Raw genomic sequence first — 19,365 nt, forward strand, 5'->3', positions numbered from 1 at the left:
CAGTCAGTGGATCCGGCGGCCGTGCGCGTCCGGGACGCCGGACTTGCGGAAGAAGTAGGTATTGATCTGGTCGCGCCACTCCCGCGCCGAGCGGACCTGCTCGTCGAGGCGGTCGGCGACCCGGGCGTACAGGGCGGAGTCGAGGCCGATGTCAGCGATGTCCAGCCACCGTTCCCGCATGGCGATCGCCTCGTCGGCCCCGGCGAAGTGGGTGTCGTAGATGTGCTGGATGACCGTCGAGCCGCTGTGCAGCACATGACCGTACGGCACGTGGTGGAAGAACAGCAGCAGCTCGTCGGGGCAGTCGGTCAGCGACTCGTACACCTGCGACCAGGGCTTCGGATACTGCCCGGTGTAACCGGTGCCGGTGGCCAGGGTCCGGTCCACGCCCACGCCGTCGCGGTCGGCGAAGTGGTAGGTGCCCCACGGGGTGTACTCGTACCCGTCGACGGACGGACCGTAGTGGTTGCCGGGGTTGACCATGAAGCCGACACCCAGTGGGGCGGTGTACCGCTCATAGGTGCGCCACGAGCCGTCCATCATCGCGTGCAGTGCCTGCCGCAACTGCGCCGGATCGGAGACCGCGCCGGCCGGGAAGGTCAGGTCGATCCACTCGTCGAGCAGCGCGGCCGGGTCGGCGGTCGGGTCCCAGCCGAGCCGGCCGAACGCGTACAGGTTGGCCTGGGCGAGCGGGTGCCCGCACCAGAACGGGTCGTCGCCGACGTTCGACACGGCGGCCAGGGTGCCGCCCCGCGCGGCGATCGCGGCGACCGACGACCCCGCGTCACCGCTGACGTCCCCGTCGGCCTCCAGGCTGTCGCCGTCGAACCGGAAGCCGAGCACCTCGCTCCACAGCGGAGGCAGGTAGCAGACGTGCAGCTGGTGGCCGGTGTACTCCTGGGTCACCTGCAGTTCCACGGACAGCCGGGTGGCCGGCATCGCGCCGATCACCGGGGACACCGGCTCCCTGGTCTGGAAGTCGATCGGCCCGTACTTGACCTGCACGATCGCGTTGTCGCGGAACTGGCCGTCGAGCGGGGCGAAATGGTCGTACGCCGCCCGCGCGCGGTCGGTGGTGCGGTCCCGCCAGTCCTGCCGGTGGTTGTAGACGAACGCCCGCCAGTGCACCACCCCGCCGTGCGGGGCGAGGGCGTCGGCGAGCAGGTTGGCGCCGTCGGCGTGGCTGCGCCCGTACGCGAACGGGCCGGGCTGGCCCTCCGAGTCGGCTTTGACCACGTACCCGCCGAAGTCGGGCACCGTGGCGTAGACCTGGGCGGTGGTGGTCGCCCACCAGTCGCGTACCGCCGCGTCGAGCGGGTCGGCGGTGGCCAGGCCCCCGAGCACCATCGGCGCGGCGAAGGTCACCGACAGGTGCAGCCGGATGCCGTACGGGCGGAAGATGTCGGCGAAGGTGGCGACGTCGTCGAGCCGGTCAGTGAGCAGCCGCGCCTCGGTGCGACCCACGTTGACGTTGTTGATGGTGATCGCGTTGACGCCGCTGGCGGCGAGCAGCCGGGCGTACGCCCTGACCCGGTCCAGGTCGTCGGTGATCGCGCCGTCCCGCCAGAAGATCGACCCGCCGGAGTAGCCCCGCTCCACCTGCCCCATCACCGGGTGCACGTCGATGTTGTCCCAGTGGTCGAGCATCCGCCGGCCGATCGCCGGCCGGTGCGTCCGCGTCGGGATGTCGTCGCCGAACGCCGACTCGCCGAGCCTGACCACGTGGAACAGCCCGTACAGCAGCCCGGCGGGGGTGTCGGCGGTGACCGTGGTGAGGCTGCCGGCGCGGCCGATCGTGTAGCCCTCGTCGTCGAGGCCGCCGGGAGCATCGGCCGGTCCGGAGGCGTCGGCTGTTCGACCGGGACGGGCGGCGCCGGTCAACGCCAGCATCAGATCGGCCTCGCCGTCGACCGACAGCCGGGTCACCGATCCGCCGAACCGGGCGCAGGCCGCCCGCACCTCGGCGTACACGGTGGCGACGAGCTTCTCGTCACCGGAGACCAGGGTGTGCCGTGCCCCGATGGCACGCCATGCCTGCGCCGGCAGCCAGGCCGGATGGACATCGGTTGCCGGTGCGGCAGCGGCCACGCGATCCTCCCGAGGTTTCGGACATTGTTTCGGATCCGTACCCGAATCGCAGCCCTGCGACAACGCCGGGCTCGCCACGCTGGCGGTCGTCGGTCACCCTGTCGGTGTGGATCTCGACGACACGCAGACGCTGGTCACCCTGCTCAGCGGCCTGGCAATCCTGATCGGGCTGATCGGCGTGCTCGTGCCGATCCTGCCCGGTCTGCTGCTCTGCTGGGCCGGCGTGCTCGGCTGGGCGATCTTCAGCGACGCCGGTGGCGGCCGGTGGCTGGTCGTCGCCGTGGCGACCCTGATCGCAGTCGGTGGCACGGTGACCAAGTATCTGTGGCCGGGGCGGGACCTGAAACGGGCCGGCGTACCCAACCGGTCGCTGCTGGTCGGCGGCGCGCTGGGCCTGGTCGGCTTCTTCGTCGTCCCGGTGCTCGGCCTGGTGGTCGGCTTCGTGCTCGGCGTCTGGCTGGCCGAGCGGCAGCGGCTCGGTGACTTCGCCGCCGCCTGGCCGGCCACGAAGCGCGCGGTGTTGGCGGTCGGGCTGGCGATGCTGATCGAGCTGGGTGCCGCGTTCGCGATTGCCGGGCTGTGGCTGCTCGGCCTGCTCGCGGCCTGAACCACGAGCAGGCCGGGCAGTGGGAAAGTCACCAGACCGGCATCCGGGCGGCCGGGTAGCGGGAGCCGGCCGCGCCGTGCGGCAGGATCTCGCGGATCCGGTCGACCTCGGCCGGGCTGAGCACAACAGACGCGGCCGCCACGTTCTCGGCGAGCCGTTGCGGGTTGCGGGTGCCCGGGATCGGCACGATGTCGTCGCCCTGGGCGAGCAGCCAGGCCAGGGCGAGCTGGGTGACCGCGACGCCCTTGGCAGCGGCCATCGCGGTCAGCTCGCGCACCGCGGCCAGGTTCTGTTCGTAGTTGCCCGGCTGCCAGCGTTCGTCCCAGGTCCGCATGTCACCGTCCGGGTATTCGGCGGCGGGCCGGACCGCGCCGGTCAGGAAGCCGCGGCCGAGCGGCGAGTACGCAACGAATCCGATGCCCAGCTCGCGGACCGTCGGCAGCACCTGCGGCTCCACCGCCCGCTCGAACACCGAGTACTCGGTCTGCAGCACCGACACCGGGTGGACGGTGTGCGCCCGCCGGATGATGTCCGGGCCGGCTTCACTGAGCCCGAAGTAGCGCACCTTGCCTTCGGCGATCAGCTCACCGACAGTGCCGGCGACGTCCTCGATCGGTACGTTCGGGTCGACCCGGTGTTGGTAGAGCAGGTCGATGTGGTCGGTGCCGAGGTGGCGCAGACTGTTGTGGGTGACCTCGCGGATGTGTTCCGGCCGGCTGTCGAACGCGGTACCGAACCGGCTCGGGTCGGTCAGGTCGAGGCCGAACTTGGTGGCGAGCACCACGTCGTCACGGAAGCCGCGTACCGCCTTGCCGAGCAGTTGCTCGTTGCTGCCGGTGCCCATTCCGTACAGCTCGGCGGTGTCGAACATGGTGACGCCGAGTTCGTACGCCCGACCGATGGTGGCGATGCCGCTGGCCGGGTCGGCCGGACCGTACGCCATGGTCATGCCCATCGTGCCGAGGCCGATCGCACCGACTTCGAGCCCCTGCGATCCGAGTTCGCGCCGGGGCAGCTGCCGGCCGTTCGTTGTCTGTGTCATGCCCCGACGCTATGTCCGCCCCGGGGGTGCCGGCATGGGGCGCGCTCCGCGTACTCTTGCCTGATCCTCTCACTGACGGCGGGGCGATCGATGATAGACGAGCTGGCACGGGTCGTCGCCCGGCACTGCTGCCCGGTGCCGGCGGTCGAGACCGCCGTGCCCCGGCTGCGGCTGGTCCGCTTCGACGACGAGCGGGCCGGGCCGACCGATCTGCTGTACGAGCCGATGGTCTGCTTCGTGGCCCGGGGCGCGAAACGCAGCACCGCCGGTGAGCGCAGCTGGCTGGTCGGCCGGGGGGCGATGTTCCTCAGCTCGGTGGAGCTGCCGGTGACCGCCGTGTTCGAGCAGGTGCCGTACCGGTCGGCGGTGCTGCGTCTGGACGGGCGGATGCTCGCCGATCTGCTGCTGGAGCTGGACGAGCCACCGTCGCCGCCGGCCGGGTCGGCAGAGCCGGCCGCGTTGACCACGGCGGCGATGACCCCGGGGATCGTCGAGGCGGTCACCCGGTGGGTACGGCTGCTCGACGACCCGGCCGACATCCGGCCGCTCGCCGCCCGGATGGAGGGCGAGATCCTGTACCGGCTGTTGAGCAGCCCGCTCGGGCCGGCGCTGCGTCAGCTCACCGTTGCCGAGTCCCGGTTGTCGCAGGTCCGGGCGGCGGCCGGGCTGATCCGGGCCCGGTACGCCGAGCCGTTGACGGTCGAGCAGATCGCGGCGGCGGCCCACCTGAGCGTGGCGACCCTGCACCGGCACTTCAAGGCGGTGACCGGGATGAGCCCGATGCGGTTCCAAAAGTCCTTGCGGCTGCAGCAGGCCCGGCGGCTGCTGGTCGCTGGCGCCGACACCGCCGCTGGAGTGGCCAGGACGGTCGGGTACGTCAGCGCGACCCAGTTCAACCGCGAGTACCGGCGGGCGTACGGCGTACCGCCAGGTCGCGATGCGGCCCGGCGGCGCGCTAGCGACCTGGCGTCGGCAGCTTCGGGGCGGTCGCCGACAGCCTGAGCGTCGCTGCGCGCCGGGGCCGTCACTGCTGCCAGGCCGAGCGGCGCAGCAGCCGCATGCCGTTGAGCGCGACCAGGATGGTGGAGCCCTCGTGCCCGGCGACGCCGAGCGGCAGCGGCAGGTGGCCGACGATGTCCCAGGTCGCCAGGACCACGATGACGGTGCCGGCGATGACCAGGTTGGCGACCACGCAGCGCCGGGCCCGCCGGGCGAGGGCGACAAGCGCGGGGATGGTGGTCAGGTCGTCGCGGACGATGACGGTGTCCGCGGTCTCCAGGGCGAGGTCGGCACCGACGCCACCCATCGCGACGCCGGTGTGCGCGGTGGCCAGCGCCGGTGCGTCGTTGACTCCGTCGCCGATCACCAGCACCCGCCGGCCGCCGGCCTGCAGTTGCCGTACCGCGGCGACCTTGTCCTGCGGCAGCAGACCGGCCCGTACCTCGTCGATGCCGACCTCGGCGGCCAGCCCGCCGGCTGCCTGCGGGTTGTCGCCGGTGAGCAGCACCGGCGACCGCCCGGTCAGGGCACGCAGCGCGGCGGTGACCGGGGCCGCGCCGGGTCGCAACCGGTCGGTGAGCGCGAGGACGGCTGCCGGCGTGCCGTCGACGGCGACCACGACGGCGGTCTGGCCGGCGGACTCCACTTCGGCGACCAGCCGGCGGGCCCCGTCGTCGGTGGCGGTCAGCAGCTGGGCCGGGCTGGCCACGGCCACCTGCCGGTCAACGACGCGGGCCGTGACGCCGCGCCCTGGTAGTGCGGCGAACGTGTCGGTGGCGGCGATCGCCAACTGGCGGTCGCGGGCGGCGGCGACCACGGCGACACCGATCGGGTGTTCGCTGGGCAGTTCGGCGGCGGCGGCGAGAGCCAGCAGTTGGTCCGCGTCGCCGGTGGCCGGATCACCGGGTACGGGGTGGACGGCGGTGACTCGGGGCCGACCTTCGGTGAGGGTGCCGGTCTTGTCGAAGGCGACCAGGTCGGCACGGCCGAGGCGTTCGATCACCCCGGCGGATTTGACCAGTACGCCGTGTCTGCCGGCGGTGGCGATCGCGGCGAGCAGCGGCGGCATGGTCGCCAGCACCACGGCACAGGGGGAAGCGACGATCATGAAGGTCATCGCCCGCAGCAGGGCGTCGGTGAGGCTGTCGCCGAGGGCGAGCGGGATGCCGAACAGGGCGAGAGTCGCGACCACGACTCCGACCGAGTAGCGCTGCTCGATCCGTTCGATGAACAGCTGGGTGGGTGCCTTGCTGGCGGCGGCCTCCTCGACCATGGCGGCGATCCGGGCGACGACGGTCTCGCCTGCCGGGGTGGTCACCCGGACCCGTAGCGCTCCGGTGCCGTTGAGGGTGCCGGCGTACACGTCGTCGCCGTGGCTGCGGTCCACCGGTAGCGGCTCGCCGGTGATGGTGGCCTGGTCGACCTCGCTGGCGCCGTCGACAACCTGTCCGTCGGCGCCGATCCGCTCGCCGGGGCGGACCAGGATGACGTCGCCGACGCGCAGTGTGACGGTGTCGACCCGCTGTTCGGCGCCGTCGACGATCCGCGTCGCCTGGGGCGGGGCCAGGTCGAGCAGGCTGTGGACGGCGTCGGCGGTTCGTCGAGTGGTGAGCGCTTCCAGCGCGCCGGAGGTGGCGAAGATGACGATCAGCAGGGCGCCGTCGAAGACCTGGTTGACGGCGGCGGCCCCGATCGCGGCGACCACCATCAGCAGGTCGACGTCGAGGGTGCGTTCGCGTAGTGCGCGCAGTCCGGACCAGCCTGGTTCCCAACCGCCGGCGACGTAGCAGGCAAGGTAGGCGGCCCACCAGCTCCACGCCGGGGCTCCGGCCAGGTGCAGCGTGCCGCCGAGGGCGAACAGCGCGGTCGCGGCGGTCGCCCAGCGGACCTCGGGCAGCGCCCAGATCGGGGTACGGCGGGTGGCGTCGGCCAGGCGCTCGGCGCGTTTCGGGGGCGCGTACGGCGGGGTATCGATGAGCACGGCCATTACAATAGCTGCGCAGCTATGCAGATATGCAAGTAGGCGGCCTCGACTAGTCTGACCGGCATGCACACCTCGATTCCGGATTTCCGGATGCCGGTCGAGGAGCAGGTGCACCTGGCCGCGGAGACGTTCCGCCTGCTCGCCGACCCCACCCGGATCAAGATTCTCTGGGCGCTGCTGCAGGGTGAGTCGTCGGTCGCCTGCCTGGCCGAGTTGGTCGGTGCCGCGCCGACGGCGGTCAGCCAGCACCTGGCCAAGCTGCGGCTCGCCGGGCTGGTCCGGGGTCGCCGGGAGGGCACATTCGTCTACTACTCGGCCGCAGACGTGCACGTCCGGCAGTTGCTGGCCGAGGCGCTGTTCCACGCCGACCATGCCGACCGCGAGCTGCCCGACCACGGGCCGGGGGAGCGGGTCTCCGATCACCACGGGTGAGCGCCTGGCTCGGGGCCGGTCACCTGTGGTGGAGTCGAAACCGGCCGCGTCGGTCCTACTTAATGAAAACGGCTTCCGTTATCGTCTGGGTAGACGAGAGGAGGCCGTCCATGGCCGTACCGAAGCGCCGCACCTCGCGGTCGAACACCCGCCACCGGCGCGCCCAGTGGAAGGCGGCGGTGCCGATGCTGGTGACCTGCCCCTGCCCGCGACAGGAGAAGATCCTGCCGCACCGGGCCTGCGCACACTGCGGCCTGTACCGGGGCCGCCAGGTCGAGGATCCGCGATGACCGGTGCGGTGGCCAGCGAGGGGAACGGTGCGACGGCCGGCGCGGTGGCCAGTGACCGTCGGCTGCCGGTAACGGTGCTGTCCGGATTCCTCGGTGCGGGCAAGACCACCCTGCTCAACCACATCTTGGCCAACCGGGAAGGGCGGCGGGTCGCGGTCATTGTCAACGACATGAGCGAGATCAACATCGACGCCGCGCTGGTGCGCGACGGCGGTAGCCTGTCGCGTACCGAGGAACGCCTGGTCGAGATGACCAACGGCTGCATCTGCTGCACCCTGCGCGACGACTTGCTGGTGGAGATCGCCCGACTGGCTCGGCTGGGCCGCTTCGACTACCTGGTGATCGAGTCCAGCGGCATCTCCGAACCACTGCCGGTGGCGGCCACGTTCGCCTTCGGCACCGACGACGGTGGGGTGCTGGCCGACATCGCCCGGCTGGACACCATGGTCACTGTCGTCGACGCGCCGCACCTGATCGCCCAGTTGCGGGCCGGCGAGTCGTTGGAGCAGCGTGGGCTGGCCGCGTACGACGACGATGACCGCACCATCGCCGACCTGCTGGTCGACCAGATCGAGTTCGCCGACGTGATCCTGGTCAACAAGACCGACCTGGTCGGGTCGGCCGAGTTGGCGACGGTCGAGGCGCTGGTGACCAGGCTGAACCCGAAGGCCCGTCAGCTGCGGACCGTGCGGGCGCAGGTCCCGTTGGGCGAGGTGCTCGACACCGGGCGGTTCGATCTGGAGGCGGCCGAGACCGCTCCCGGTTGGGTCGCCGAACTCAACGGCGAGCACGTGCCGGAGACGATCGAGTACGGCATCAGCAGCATCGTCTACCGGGCGGTCGCGCCGTTTCATCCGCAGCGGCTCTGGGATCTGCTCGCCGAGCTGGACAGCTTCGGCGTCGTACGGTCGAAGGGCTTTCTCTGGCTGGCGACCCGGCCCGATGTGCAGGCACTGTGGTCGCAGGCCGGTCCGTCGGCGCGGTGCGACCCGGCGGGGGTGCCGGTGGCCAGCTCCGGTGAGTGGCCCGACGACCCGGCCGAGCGGGCCGACCTGGAGTCCCGGTGGGATCCGGTCTTCGGCGACCGGCACCAGGAGCTGGTGTTCATCGGCATCGGGCTCGATGGCGAGCGGCTACGGGCGGCGCTGGACGGCGCGCTGCTCACCGATGCCGAGCTCGCGGCGGCCGGAGCGGGGCTGGTCGCCGGGCTCGCGGCATGGCGCGAGCTGCCGGACCCGTTTCCCGACTGGGATGTCGGCGAGCTGGACGAACATGGACATGTGTCGACTCAGACAGGTCGCACCCCTACCGCGATAAGTTGAAAACGATTACCGTTAGCTCCCGGTGGTCCACCAGGGACCACCGGGAGGGAGTCTGTCCCATGTCGACCGCAACTCGCCGGCGGGCCGCCGGTGCGCTCGTCGCCAGCGCCGCGATGATCGCCGCGCTGGTGGTTTCGGCCACTCCGGCGCAGGCACACGGCACCGGCCTGCCCGTGGTCCTGCATGAAGGACACGTCGACGTCATCGAGGTCGAGTACGAGGACGGTGAGCTGGAGCTCGGCGTCCACGACGACACCGTCGAGCCGGGTGAGCACCGCCACCACGACGACGTGATCTTCGTCGTCAAGCCCCAGGCGAAGGCCACCGTGCCCAGTGACCCGGCCTTCGCCTTCCTCGGCGCCGCCGGCTCGCCGGTGTGGATCCTGCCGCAGATCGAGAACGAGGAACTGCTCTTCGCCGGCCTCGCCACCGAGGAGCTCGAAGCGGGCGTCTTCGCCGGCGACTCGGTCGACCTGACCGTGCAGCAGCTGATCAGCGCCCCCAGCTCCGCCAAGATGGCGGTCTACACCGAGGACCTGTTCGGGCAGCCGACCGTGCTGGCCAACAGCCGCGACGGGCTGCCGGACGTTGTCGACCTGGCGGTCGGTGAGCACCTGCACGTCAACTGGGCGTTCAGCAAGGCGGGCGTCTACCTGCTCAAGGTGAAGGCCAGTGCCACTCTGGCGGGCACCACGACCGTCGTCGAGTCCGACTCGGTCTACCTGCGATTCGTCGTCCTGCCCTGACGTGCGTCGGGAATCCGGAGGGAGCAGTGTGATGAAGACTCCTGGCCGCCGGCTGCTTGCCGGTATCGCGTCGAGTGCCCTCGCTGCGGTGCTCGCGGTCGCCGTACCCACCCCGGCGCAGGCCACGACCGTCGAACTGACCAGTGGCCACGTCGATGTCATCAATGTCGATCATGTCGCCGGTGGGCCGATCGAGGTCACCGTTGGCGATGACACCGGCGCTACCTTCGTCGAGCGTGACCCGTCCACCGTGGTCCTCGTGGTGCCTGCCGCCGCGCACACGGCGGTGCCGTCCGGTTCCGCCTGGTCGTTCCTCGGCAGCGGGGGGTACGCCTACGTGTTGCCGCAGACCAACACCGCCGGGCTGCTCTGGGCCGGCTGGGACACCACCGGGGTGGCCAGCGGGGCGTTGCAGTTCAACCGGGTCGTGTTCAAGCTGACCGGCGTGCAGGGGCCGGGCGGGTTCAGCATCTTCACCGCCTCGGGCGGCACGCCCACGGTGCTGTTCGACAGCGGCAACGGTCTGCCGGACAGCCTGAACGTCAACCGCAACACCCATGCCCACGTCAACTGGGGCTTCGACGTGGCCGGCACCTACGTGGCGACGTTCGAGGTAAGCGGCGTGCGTGCGTCGAACGGGCAGCCGGTGAGCAGCACCGAGGAATTCACCTTCGAGGTCGGCTGACCCCCGTTCGACCCGAGTGGTTGATTCGTCGGTTGATCCGACCCGCCGACCCGTGCAGCCGGTGCCGAACATCACCCGTTCGGCACCGGCTGCACGCCGGATCGAGTATGACAACGGTTATCGTTTGCGTGCTAGCGTGCGGTGCGCGGGCGCAGGGCGTACGGAAGGTGGGGTGGATCATGCGCGCACGGTGGCTCATCGGGTCGGCGCTGCTCGCTGTCAGTCTTGGTAACCTGGCGGCCTGTGTCGTCCCCGAGACGTTGAGCGCCGCTGACGACCGTCTCCAGGTCGTCACCACCACCGGCATTCTGCGGGACCTGGTCGACAACGTCGGCGGGGACCGCGTCGCGGTCGCCTCGCTCGTCCCCGACGGTGCCGACCCCCACTCGTACGAGCCGTCGCTGCGCGACGTGCGCAACGTCGTCTACGCCGACGTCGCCTTCAGCAACTACCTGCTGCTGGAGGAGCACGCCATCATCAAGGCGCTCGACGCCAACCTGCCGGAGAGCGTACCGAACATCTCGCTCGCCGAGGGGGCGATCAAGTACGCCGCCGAGATCATCCCGCTGGTCGAGGACTTCTCGCTCGACACCATCTGGCTCGGCATGCGGGTACGCGGCACCGGCGGGACCTATGGTGCAGACCGGGTCTCCGACATCCTGCTGCAGAGCACCAACGTGACCGGCCCCGGCGCCATGGCGGCCTACCTCACCGAGTCGTTCGGCAACCCGGCCGTCTATCTCGACTCGGCCGACGGCTTCGACGCCGCCACCGGCTACCGGGACGACACCGCCACCCTCCCGCCCGACGCGCACACCCACATGAGCTGGGCTTTCACCGAGCCGGGCGTCTACCGGCTCACCATGTCGGCACGGTTGGCGGTCACCACCGACAGCCGCCCCGTCGCCCTCGGGGAACAGACCTTCACGTTTGCCGTCGGCGTCGATCCGCACAGCGTGCCCGGGATGGCCGGGGCCGACGTACTGCGCGGCGGGCACGCCGACATCACCGTCGACCTCGACGCGGCGGCGCGCGGCGAGCCGTCGCTGTACCTGTTCGCCGACCCGCACGGCGCCGGTGACGCCCATCAGCATGTGCACGATCCGGCCGACACCGTCATCGAGGTGCCGAACAAGGCCCTCGCCCAGGTGCCGGCCGGTCGGGACTTCCGCTTCCTCGGCCGACCGGGCACCGAGATCTTCCAACTGCCGCAGGCGGTGCTCGGCAAGCACGTGCACGGGGAGATCGACCCGCACCTGTGGCAGAACGTCCGCAACGTCATCGCGTACACCGAACTGATCCGCGACACCCTGATCGGCGTCGACCCAGCCGGTGCCGCCGACTACCGGCGGCACGCGGCGGCGTACATCGCCGAGTTGACCGCGCTGGACGACTACGTCCGTGACACGATCGCGCGGATCCCGCCCGCCCGGCGGCACCTGATCACTACTCACGACGCGTTCGGCTACCTCGGGGCCGCGTACGACGTGCAGATCTCCGGCTTCGTCAGCCCGCACCCGGCGGCCGAGCCGAGCCTGGCCGACCGGCGTCGGCTCACCGAGACGATCCGCAACCTGCGGGTACCGGCGGTGTTCCTGGAGCCGAACCTGCGGTCGAGGTCCTCGACATTGACCGAACTCGCCGACGACCTCGACGTACGGGTCTGCGATATCTACGGCGACACCTTTGACGACCGGGTGACCAGCTACGTCGAGCTGATGCGGTTCAACGCCGAGTCGCTGCTCGATTGTCTGGCACCATGAGGAGGCATCAGTGAAGTCGATCGGCCTGTCGACGGCCGTCTCCGCGCTGCTGGCGATGACGCTGGCCGCCCAGCCGACATCGCCCGACCCGGCACTGGACCAGTCGATCGCCCCGGACCAGCCGGTCGCCGCGGACATGACCGTGCTGGCGGCCGGTCATGTCGACATCGGACCGCGCTACGTCGACGACGAGTGGACCCTGCTGCTGCACGACGACGCGGCGCAGCCGGTGTGGCGGGATCCGGACCGGACCGTGCTGAGGGTCACCGACGCCGCGCTGCAGACCGTGCCGGATGATCCGGTGTACGGCTTCCTCGACGTGCCGGCCGGCACCGAGGTGCACGTGGTGCCGCAGGTGCAGCACCCCGACGTGGTGTGGGTCGGCTGGAACACCCAGGACCCACGGGTGATGCAGACGATCGACCGGGGCGTGACGTTGGAGCTCGCCGGGGTCGAAGGACCTGGCGAGGTCACCATGTATCTGCAGGCCGGCACGTTCAGCGAACCGCAGGTGCTGTGGCGCTCCACCGAGCCGCCCGGCCAGCCGATGTGGGTGGAGGTCAACACCCACACCCACGCCAACTGGGTGTTCACCGTCCCCGGCGTGTACCTGGTCGCCGTCCGGGTCAGCGCCGACCTGGTCGGCGGCGAGCAGGTGAGCGCGGTACGGCACCTGCGGTTCGCGGTCGGCGACGCCGTCAGCACCGACGACGCGTTCGCCGCGCAACCCGACGAGGTCGCGGCCGCGCCGGTCGCCTCCGACGGTGCTGACGGCCAGGGGGCCGCAGCCGACGGCACCGGCGACGGCACCGGCCCCTGGCTGCTCGGCGGCCTTGTGCTGGCCGCGGTCGTGCTGGCGGTTGCGCTGGTCGTCGTGGTGCTGCGCGGCCGGGCGGTACGCCGCCGGGTCGAGCAGGAGCGTGCCGCCTCATGACCGCGCTCGCCGTACACGATCTCGACGTCGACCTCGGCGGCCGTCCGGTGCTACGCGGTGTGCGGTTGCACGTCGACCCGGGGGAGCTGGTCGGGCTGATCGGGCCGAACGGGGCCGGCAAGACCACGCTGCTGCGGTCGGTGCTCGGGCTGATCCGGACCCGGTCCGGGCGGATCCTGGTCGACGGGGTGCCGAGCCGGCCGGGGCGGTGCGCGATCGGGTACGTGCCGCAGCGGCACGAGTTCGCCTGGGAGTTCCCGATCTCGGTGGAGCAGGCGGTGCTCAGCGGCCGGACCGGTCGGATCGGGCTGCTGCGCCGGCCGGGGCGGGCCGACTGGCGGGCCACCGCCGAGGCGATCGACCGGGTACGCCTGGGAGACCTGCGTCGTCGGCCGGTCGCCGAGTTGTCCGGCGGCCAGCGCCAGCGGGTGCTGGTGGCCCGGGCATTGGCGCTGCAGCCGGCGTTGCTGCTGCTCGACGAGCCGTTCACCGGGCTGGACATGCCGACCCAGGAGCTGCTCGGTGAGCTGTTCGCCGGTCTGGCGGCCGAGGGTACGCCGCTGTTGATGACCACGCACGACCTGATCGGGGCGATGGATGCCTGTTCCCGGCTGGTGCTGCTGAACCGGCAGGTGATCGCCGAGGGCAAGCCGACCGAGTTGCGGGATCCGCGGCTGTGGATGCGTACGTTCGGGATCACTGAACGGTCGCCGTTGCTGAGGATCGTCGGCGCCGGCACCATGCCCGTCGGGGTCGGCGAGGGGAGCGGCTGATGCCGGTCACCGAGTTCGTCGCCGACCTGTTCAACCCGGATCTGGCCTTCCTGCCGAAGGCGCTGCTGATCGCCATCATGTCCAGTGTGGTCTGCGGGGTGGTCGGTTGCCACGTGGTGCTGCGGGGGATGGCGTTCATCGGTGACGCCGTGGCGCACGCGGTGTTCCCGGGGCTGGCGGTCGCCTTCGTGCTGCAGGGCAGCCTGGTGCTGGGCGGTGCGGTCGCCGGGATCGTGACCGCGCTGCTGATCGCGGTGTTCGCGCAGCGGCGGCGGGTCAAGGAGGACTCGTTGATCGGAGTGTTCTTCGTGGCCGCCTTCGCCCTCGGCATCGTGATCATCTCGCAGGCACCAGGGTACGCCGGTTCGCTGCAGCAGTTCCTGTTCGGTTCGATCACCGGCATTCCGGACCGGGATCTCTACACGGTCGGCTTCACTGGGCTGGCCATCCTGACCGCGTTGTTCCTGCTGCACAAGGAGCTGGTCGCGGTCAGTCTCGACCGGGAGTCGGCCCGGTCGGTCGGGTTGCCGGTGTTCTGGCTGGACATCGTGTTGTACGTGCTGGTCACCCTCGCCGTGGTGATCTCGCTGCAGACGATCGGCAACATTCTGGTACTGGCGTTGCTGATCACGCCGGCGGCGGCGGCGCGGCTGCTGACCGACCGGCTCGCGGTGATGATGCTGCTCGCCCCGCTGATCGGTGGCGGCTCGGCGCTGGTGGGGTTGTACCTGTCCTGGAGCTACGACCTGCCGGTGGGCGGCACCATCGTGCTGGTCGCGACGGCGGTGTTCCTGCTGGCCTGGTTCCTGGCCCCGCGGCACGGTCTGGTCGCCCGCTGGCGGCGGCAGCCGGCAGGGCCCGACGAGGCGCAGGTCACACCGGTGCTGACAGAGGTGGCCGAACGGCCGATAGGTTAATGAAAATGATAGTCGTTACGTTGCGGTGGGGCTTCCGCCCCGTCACGACCACGTCCCGCACCGGTCCGCGGTGCGGGCGAGGGGAGGAACAACGATGAGAACGACAGGTGCCCGCAGGCTCGCGGCCCTGGCCGGTGCGGCGGTGATCGCCGGCGGCGTACTGCTGGTGCCGACCGCCGCGGCCGCAGCCGAGAAGGTGGTGCTCGCCAAGGGCCACACCGACGCGGTCGACGTCCACTACCACGATGGCGAACTGTCCCTGGAGGTCCACGACGACACGGTCAGCCCGTCGGTCAACCGTGATCCGGCGGACGTGACCTTCCAGGTGCTGCCCGAAGCGGCCATGACGGTGCCGGACGACCCCCGGTTCGCCTTCCTCGGGCCGGCCGGATCGCAGATCTGGCTGCTGCCGCTGACCCAGGACCCCGAGCTGCTCTGGCCCGGTTGGAACACCACCACCCTCGGCTCCGGCGTCTTCGCCGGCGACAAGGTCCAGTTGAGCCTCGTCGAGGTCACCGGACCAGGAAACGTCTGGGTGTTCACCCAGGACAGCTTCGGCGGCCCGATCATGAAGTTCCGCAGCGACGACGGCCTGCCGGACGCCATCGACGTACCGATCCGCACCCACGCGCACGCCAACTGGGCGTTCAGCGCGCTGGGCGCCTACACGCTGACCTTCCAGGCCGACGCGACGCTGACCGACGGCACGACCGTCAGCACCGGCCCGGTCGACTACGCGTTCGTGGTCGGCGAGCTCGACGGCACCGGTCCCGAGACCGTGCTGAGCATCGCCGGCATGGCCGACGAGTACCAGCCCGGCGACACCGTCACACTGCAGGCGGTGCAGACCCCGCAGACCGAGCTGGACCACTACCACTGGTTCAGCCGCTGCCCCGGCAGCGACGACTTCGCCATCATTGCCGGCGAGGCCGGCGCGTCCTACAGCTTCACCGCCACCCGTGAGCTCAACGCCTGCGAATACCAGGTGAAGCTCTACGACGACAACCACAGCGTCGTCGCGACCAGCGCGGAGGTCTGGCTCTGGGTGGCCTTCACCCCGACCGACCCGGAGGCCTCGCAGACCATCACCGCGTCGATCGATCCCACCCAGGGCGCACTGGTGATCAGCGTCGACCCGGACGACCGCAGCGTTGTCCTGCCGCCGGCGCAGCTGACCAGCGGTGGTGACAGTTGGGAGAGCACCGGAAGCCTGCGCCCGGTCACCGTCACCGACACCCGGGCCGGCACTCCCGGCTGGAGCGCCTCCGGTCAGCTGCCGGAGAACTTCACCGGACCCGACGGTGCCACCTTCAGCTCCGGCTACCTCGGCTGGACCCCGCAGGTGGTCGACCAGTCCGCCGGTCAGGGCGTCGTCGCGGGCCCGGTCGTCGAGCCGTACGTCGTCGGCGTCGGCGGTGGACTCGGCAGCAGTGCCGTGCTCGGCTCGGCACCGACCGGCGTGGGCCGGGGTACCGCGACCCTGTCGGCCGGCCTGCAGCTGCGCCTGCCGACCGAGACCGTGCCCGGCACCTACACCGCGACCCTCACCCTCACCGCGATCTGAGGATCGCACCAGGGAACGGGCCGGGCGACGACACCGTGCCGCGTCGTCGCCCGGACCGCCCCACACCCTCCGCGAAACGGACCACCCCGCATGCGTACGCCAGCAGCCCTGCTCGCCGGACTCCTCGCCGCCGCCGTCGTGTCGACGGGCCCGGTCACCGGCCCGGCGACGGTCGCATCGCCGAGCTACACGCCCCTCGCGGCGCAGTCCCTCACCTGGGGCGTCGCTCCGTCCAGCCCCGACGGGCCGAACGGACGGCCGGCGTTCGAGTACAAACTGGATCCGGGTGCCACTCTCACCGACTACGTGGCGATCACGAACCACTCCGACCAGCCGATCACCCTCGACGTGTACGCCAGCGACGCGTTCACCACCGACCAGGGCGGCTTCGACCTGCTACCGGCGACCGGAGAACCGGTCGACGTCGGTTCCTGGGTGACGTTCGAGTCCGGCACCTTCACCGTGCCGTCGACGTCGCGGCTGGACGTGCCGTTCACCATCGCGGTGCCGGACAACGCCACCCCCGGCGACCACCCCGGCGGCATCGTCGCCTCGCTCGCCGCCACCGGCACCGACGGCGAGGGCAACCAGGTGGCGGTCGACCACCGGGTCGGCTCCCGGATCTATCTACGGGTCACCGGGGAACTGCAGCCGGGCCTGGACGTCGGGGATCTGTCGGCGACGTACGACGGCACCTGGAACCCGGTCGCGGGTGGCACCGTCACGGCCAGCTTCACCGTGCGCAACACCGGCAACGTACGACTTACCGGGCAGCCGCAGCTGACCGTCGCCGGACCGTTCGGGCTGGCCGGGCGCAAAGTCGACGGCGATCCGCTGCCGGAGATCCTGCCCGGCGACAGTTACCGGACCACTATCCGGGTCGACGGCGTGCCGCCGATGTTCCGGCTCGGTGCGCGGCTCACCGTCGCACCGACCGCCGTCGCCGACGAGGTGCTCGACCCGCCCCCAGCGACCGTGACCCGCGAAAGCGGCCTGTGGGCCGTCCCGTGGTCGCAGCTGGTGATCCTGCTGGTGATCGGGCTGGCCGGCTGGCTGGTCGTCGCCCGCCGCCGCCGCGCCCGGCGCCGGCGGGCAGCACAGCTGGAACAGGCCGTCGCCACCGCGCGCGAACAGGGCCGCGCCGAGGCCGTACGCGACCGCGCGGTCACCGATGCCACTGACGACAAGACGACCCAGGGGACCTCATGATGACGACGATTCACCGCCCCACCGGTGCGGCGACGCGTCGCCGGTGCGCCGCGGTGCTGGCGATCGGTGCACTGGCTGCGGCCCTGACCGCGCCGGCGCCGGTGACCGCCGCACCCGCGACCGATCCGCCGGCAGTAGTGAATTCGGCAGGTGCCGACCTGGTAGCGGTCACCCTCGATGGCGCAACGTTGTCGTTGGTCACTCGCGAGGTGTCCGGGCCCGACCGGAAGCCGGCGACGGCGGTCTTCGGACCGGCAGGCGGCGTGGCGGTGCGGACACCTGACCATCCGGCGTTCCGGTTCCTCGGCCCGGCCGGTCGGCCGATGTGGGCACTGACCGGTAGCGACGTCGAGTTTCCGTATCTGGACACCCGGGCAGTGCCTCGCGGGGCGGTACGCGGCGACACCATCGAGCTGTCGCTGCGTCAGGTCGACGGCCCGGGTGGATTCGTCGCCTATACCCTCGGTGGGCTCGGCCAGCCGACGCCGTTGTTCGGCACCCTCGACGCGATGCCGCGTACCGCCCGGCTGCCGGCAGCGACCAGGACCGGCGGTCTGGTCTGGCTTTTCGACGCCGCGGGCGAGTACCGGCTGACGCTGTCGGCGGCCGCGACGCTGGCCAACGGCGCCGAGGTGACGGCCGACGCCGACTACCGGGTGCTGGTGCCGCGGCTCGACGAGGCGCCGCCCGACCCCGCAGACACCCGGCCGGTGCCGGCCCCGGCTCCCGCTCCGGCGGCGGACCTGGCGAGGGCGTCCGGTGCCGCCCCGGGCGACGGTGTACCGCTCGGTGCCGATTCGCCGTCGGACGGCACCCCCGCGCGGGCGCTGGCGGCGGCTGCCGCACCGACGGCGACCAGCACCGCGTCGCAGCTCGCCGCAGCGGCTCAACAGGACGGGTCACGGGTGGTGATCGACGACGGTCACGTCGACATGGGCCCGGAGCTCACCGGTGCGGACTGGACGATCCGCCTCAAGGACGACACCGTCTCGCCCCCGGTGTGGCGCGACCTGTCCGACGTGGTGCTGCACGTCAAGGACAATGCGAAGATCACCGTGCCGGACAACGCCGACTTCCTGGGCGCGCCGGGTGACGAGGTGTGGCTGTTGCCGCAGGGGCAGCGCGCCGGGATCGTCTGGCCGGGCTGGAACACGCAGCATCCGTCGGTGGTGGCCGGGGTTCGTGGCCCGGTCGTCTGGACCTTCACCGGTGTCGACGGCCCCGGCCGGTTCGCGCTGTTCCTGACCGGGTCGTTCGGTGAATCCGAGGTGCTGTTCGATTCGTCGGCCCGGCTGCCGCAGCGGCTCGACATCCCGATCAACACCCACGCCCACGGCAACTGGGCGTTCAGCGAGCCGGGCATCTACCGGCTGGCCTTCGAGATGTCGGCCACCACGTCGTCGGGGTCGACTCTCACCGACTCCCGCTCGCTCACCGTGGCGATCGGTGACGCGACGGACCCGGACACGGGCTTCGGGCCCGGAGGCGACGACAACCCGGGTGGTGGCTCCGGTGACGGGAGACTGCCGCGGACCGGATCGTCGTGGCACCTGCCGGCCACCGGAGCCATCCTGGTGATCGCTGGCGCGCTGGTGTTGTTCGCGACGCGTCGGCGACGCCCCGCTCAGTGCTCGTCGTAGTGGTCGCCGTGCGCGGCGTGTCGGTGCCCGGCGTGGACGAAGTCCTGGTGGTCGCCGTGGGGCACCATCTCGTGGCCACAGTCGGGACCATGCGTGTGGTCAGCATGTGACTCGGCTGTCACGTGCTGGTCCGTGCCGCACTCGTCCCAGTGCCCGGCGTGCTCGTGGTGGACATGCCCGTCGTGCAGGTAGTCCGTGTGCCCGTCGTGGGTCACCGCAGCGTGCCCGCAGGTCGCAGAGTGGCTGTGCGGGTGTTCGGTGTGCACCGGGTGAGACATGGATGCTCCCTAATATATATTTACATTGCGATGCGAGCATACGTTATCCGGGCTCTACGTGCAGGGTGTATCCGGGTCCGGGGGTGTGACAG

General features: G+C 71.1%; 18 protein-coding genes. 14 read left to right on the forward strand and 4 right to left on the reverse strand.

All coding sequences use genetic code 11. The features are described 5' to 3' along the window. Positions 1-3: 3 nt before the first annotated feature. Entirely contained in the window at positions 4-2,088 is a 2,085-nt protein-coding gene (locus O7543_RS26165) for an alpha-glucuronidase (protein ID WP_281551434.1), read from the reverse strand. 106 nt (positions 2,089-2,194) lie between these two features. Between O7543_RS26165 and O7543_RS26170 the strand changes: the two genes are divergently transcribed. Further along, positions 2,195-2,695: a DUF456 domain-containing protein gene (locus tag O7543_RS26170; RefSeq protein WP_281551433.1), complete on the forward strand. Its 501-nt coding sequence runs from the start codon at positions 2,195-2,197 to the stop codon at positions 2,693-2,695. 28 nt (positions 2,696-2,723) lie between these two features. On the opposite strand, the gene O7543_RS26175 is transcribed toward O7543_RS26170, so the two are convergent. Then, positions 2,724-3,737, reverse strand: coding sequence for an aldo/keto reductase (locus O7543_RS26175; RefSeq protein WP_281551432.1), 1,014 nt, complete (start codon positions 3,735-3,737; stop codon positions 2,724-2,726). Between the two features lie 90 nt (positions 3,738-3,827). On the opposite strand from O7543_RS26175, the gene O7543_RS26180 reads away from it, so the two are divergent. Further along, on the forward strand, positions 3,828-4,739 hold the full coding sequence (locus O7543_RS26180; RefSeq protein WP_281551431.1) for an AraC family transcriptional regulator: 912 nt from the start codon (positions 3,828-3,830) through the stop codon (positions 4,737-4,739). A 22-nt stretch (positions 4,740-4,761) separates the two neighbouring features. On the opposite strand, the gene O7543_RS26185 is transcribed toward O7543_RS26180, so the two are convergent. Then, entirely contained in the window at positions 4,762-6,669 is a 1,908-nt protein-coding gene (locus O7543_RS26185; RefSeq protein WP_281555693.1) for a heavy metal translocating P-type ATPase, read from the reverse strand. 114 nt (positions 6,670-6,783) lie between these two features. Between O7543_RS26185 and O7543_RS26190 the strand changes: the two genes are divergently transcribed. From O7543_RS26190 to O7543_RS26245, 12 genes are all read left to right on the forward strand, one after another. Beyond that, positions 6,784-7,152 (forward strand): metalloregulator ArsR/SmtB family transcription factor, encoded by a 369-nt coding sequence (locus tag O7543_RS26190; RefSeq protein WP_281551430.1) that lies wholly within the window; start codon positions 6,784-6,786, stop codon positions 7,150-7,152. Positions 7,153-7,262: 110 nt separating this feature from the next. Next, complete coding sequence (rpmF, locus tag O7543_RS26195) at positions 7,263-7,442, forward strand: 50S ribosomal protein L32 (RefSeq protein WP_281551429.1); 180 nt, start codon at positions 7,263-7,265, stop codon at positions 7,440-7,442. Then, positions 7,439-8,764, forward strand: coding sequence for a GTP-binding protein (locus tag O7543_RS26200; protein ID WP_281551428.1), 1,326 nt, complete (start codon positions 7,439-7,441; stop codon positions 8,762-8,764). Before rpmF ends, O7543_RS26200 begins: the two co-directional genes overlap by 4 nt. 59 nt (positions 8,765-8,823) lie before the next feature. Further along, a complete protein-coding gene (locus O7543_RS26205) occupies positions 8,824-9,510 on the forward strand; it encodes a choice-of-anchor M domain-containing protein (RefSeq protein WP_281551427.1) in 687 nt (228 codons plus the stop codon). A 31-nt stretch (positions 9,511-9,541) separates the two neighbouring features. Then, on the forward strand, positions 9,542-10,195 hold the full coding sequence (locus O7543_RS26210; protein WP_281551426.1) for a choice-of-anchor M domain-containing protein: 654 nt from the start codon (positions 9,542-9,544) through the stop codon (positions 10,193-10,195). Positions 10,196-10,374: 179 nt separating this feature from the next. Beyond that, the gene (locus tag O7543_RS26215) at positions 10,375-11,958 is read left to right on the forward strand and encodes an anchored repeat ABC transporter, substrate-binding protein (RefSeq protein WP_348650044.1); all 1,584 of its coding nucleotides are present in this window, start codon (positions 10,375-10,377) and stop codon (positions 11,956-11,958) included. Positions 11,959-12,013: 55 nt separating this feature from the next. Beyond that, positions 12,014-12,892, forward strand: a complete 879-nt coding sequence (locus tag O7543_RS26220; RefSeq protein WP_281555692.1) for a choice-of-anchor M domain-containing protein — start codon at positions 12,014-12,016, stop codon at positions 12,890-12,892. After that, a complete protein-coding gene (locus tag O7543_RS26225; RefSeq protein WP_281551425.1) occupies positions 12,889-13,665 on the forward strand; it encodes an anchored repeat-type ABC transporter ATP-binding subunit in 777 nt (258 codons plus the stop codon). Before O7543_RS26220 ends, O7543_RS26225 begins: the two co-directional genes overlap by 4 nt. After that, on the forward strand, positions 13,665-14,582 hold the full coding sequence (locus tag O7543_RS26230) for an anchored repeat-type ABC transporter permease subunit (protein ID WP_281551424.1): 918 nt from the start codon (positions 13,665-13,667) through the stop codon (positions 14,580-14,582). Before O7543_RS26225 ends, O7543_RS26230 begins: the two co-directional genes overlap by 1 nt. Before the next feature lie 94 nt (positions 14,583-14,676). Next, positions 14,677-16,146, forward strand: a complete 1,470-nt coding sequence (locus O7543_RS26235; RefSeq protein WP_281551423.1) for a choice-of-anchor M domain-containing protein — start codon at positions 14,677-14,679, stop codon at positions 16,144-16,146. A gap of 90 nt (positions 16,147-16,236) precedes the next feature. After that, positions 16,237-17,355, forward strand: coding sequence for a DUF916 domain-containing protein (locus tag O7543_RS26240; RefSeq protein WP_281551422.1), 1,119 nt, complete (start codon positions 16,237-16,239; stop codon positions 17,353-17,355). After that, a complete protein-coding gene (locus O7543_RS26245) occupies positions 17,352-18,995 on the forward strand; it encodes a TIGR03773 family transporter-associated surface protein (protein ID WP_281551421.1) in 1,644 nt (547 codons plus the stop codon). Before O7543_RS26240 ends, O7543_RS26245 begins: the two co-directional genes overlap by 4 nt. On the opposite strand, the gene O7543_RS26250 is transcribed toward O7543_RS26245, so the two are convergent. Next, positions 18,980-19,273, reverse strand: coding sequence for a hypothetical protein (locus O7543_RS26250; RefSeq protein WP_281551420.1), 294 nt, complete (start codon positions 19,271-19,273; stop codon positions 18,980-18,982). The two genes, O7543_RS26245 and O7543_RS26250, sit on opposite strands and share 16 nt — an antisense overlap. Positions 19,274-19,365: the final 92 nt, after the last annotated feature.

It is taken from the genome of Solwaraspora sp. WMMA2080 (genome assembly GCF_027497395.1).
GTDB lineage: Bacteria > Actinomycetota > Actinomycetes > Mycobacteriales > Micromonosporaceae > Micromonospora_E.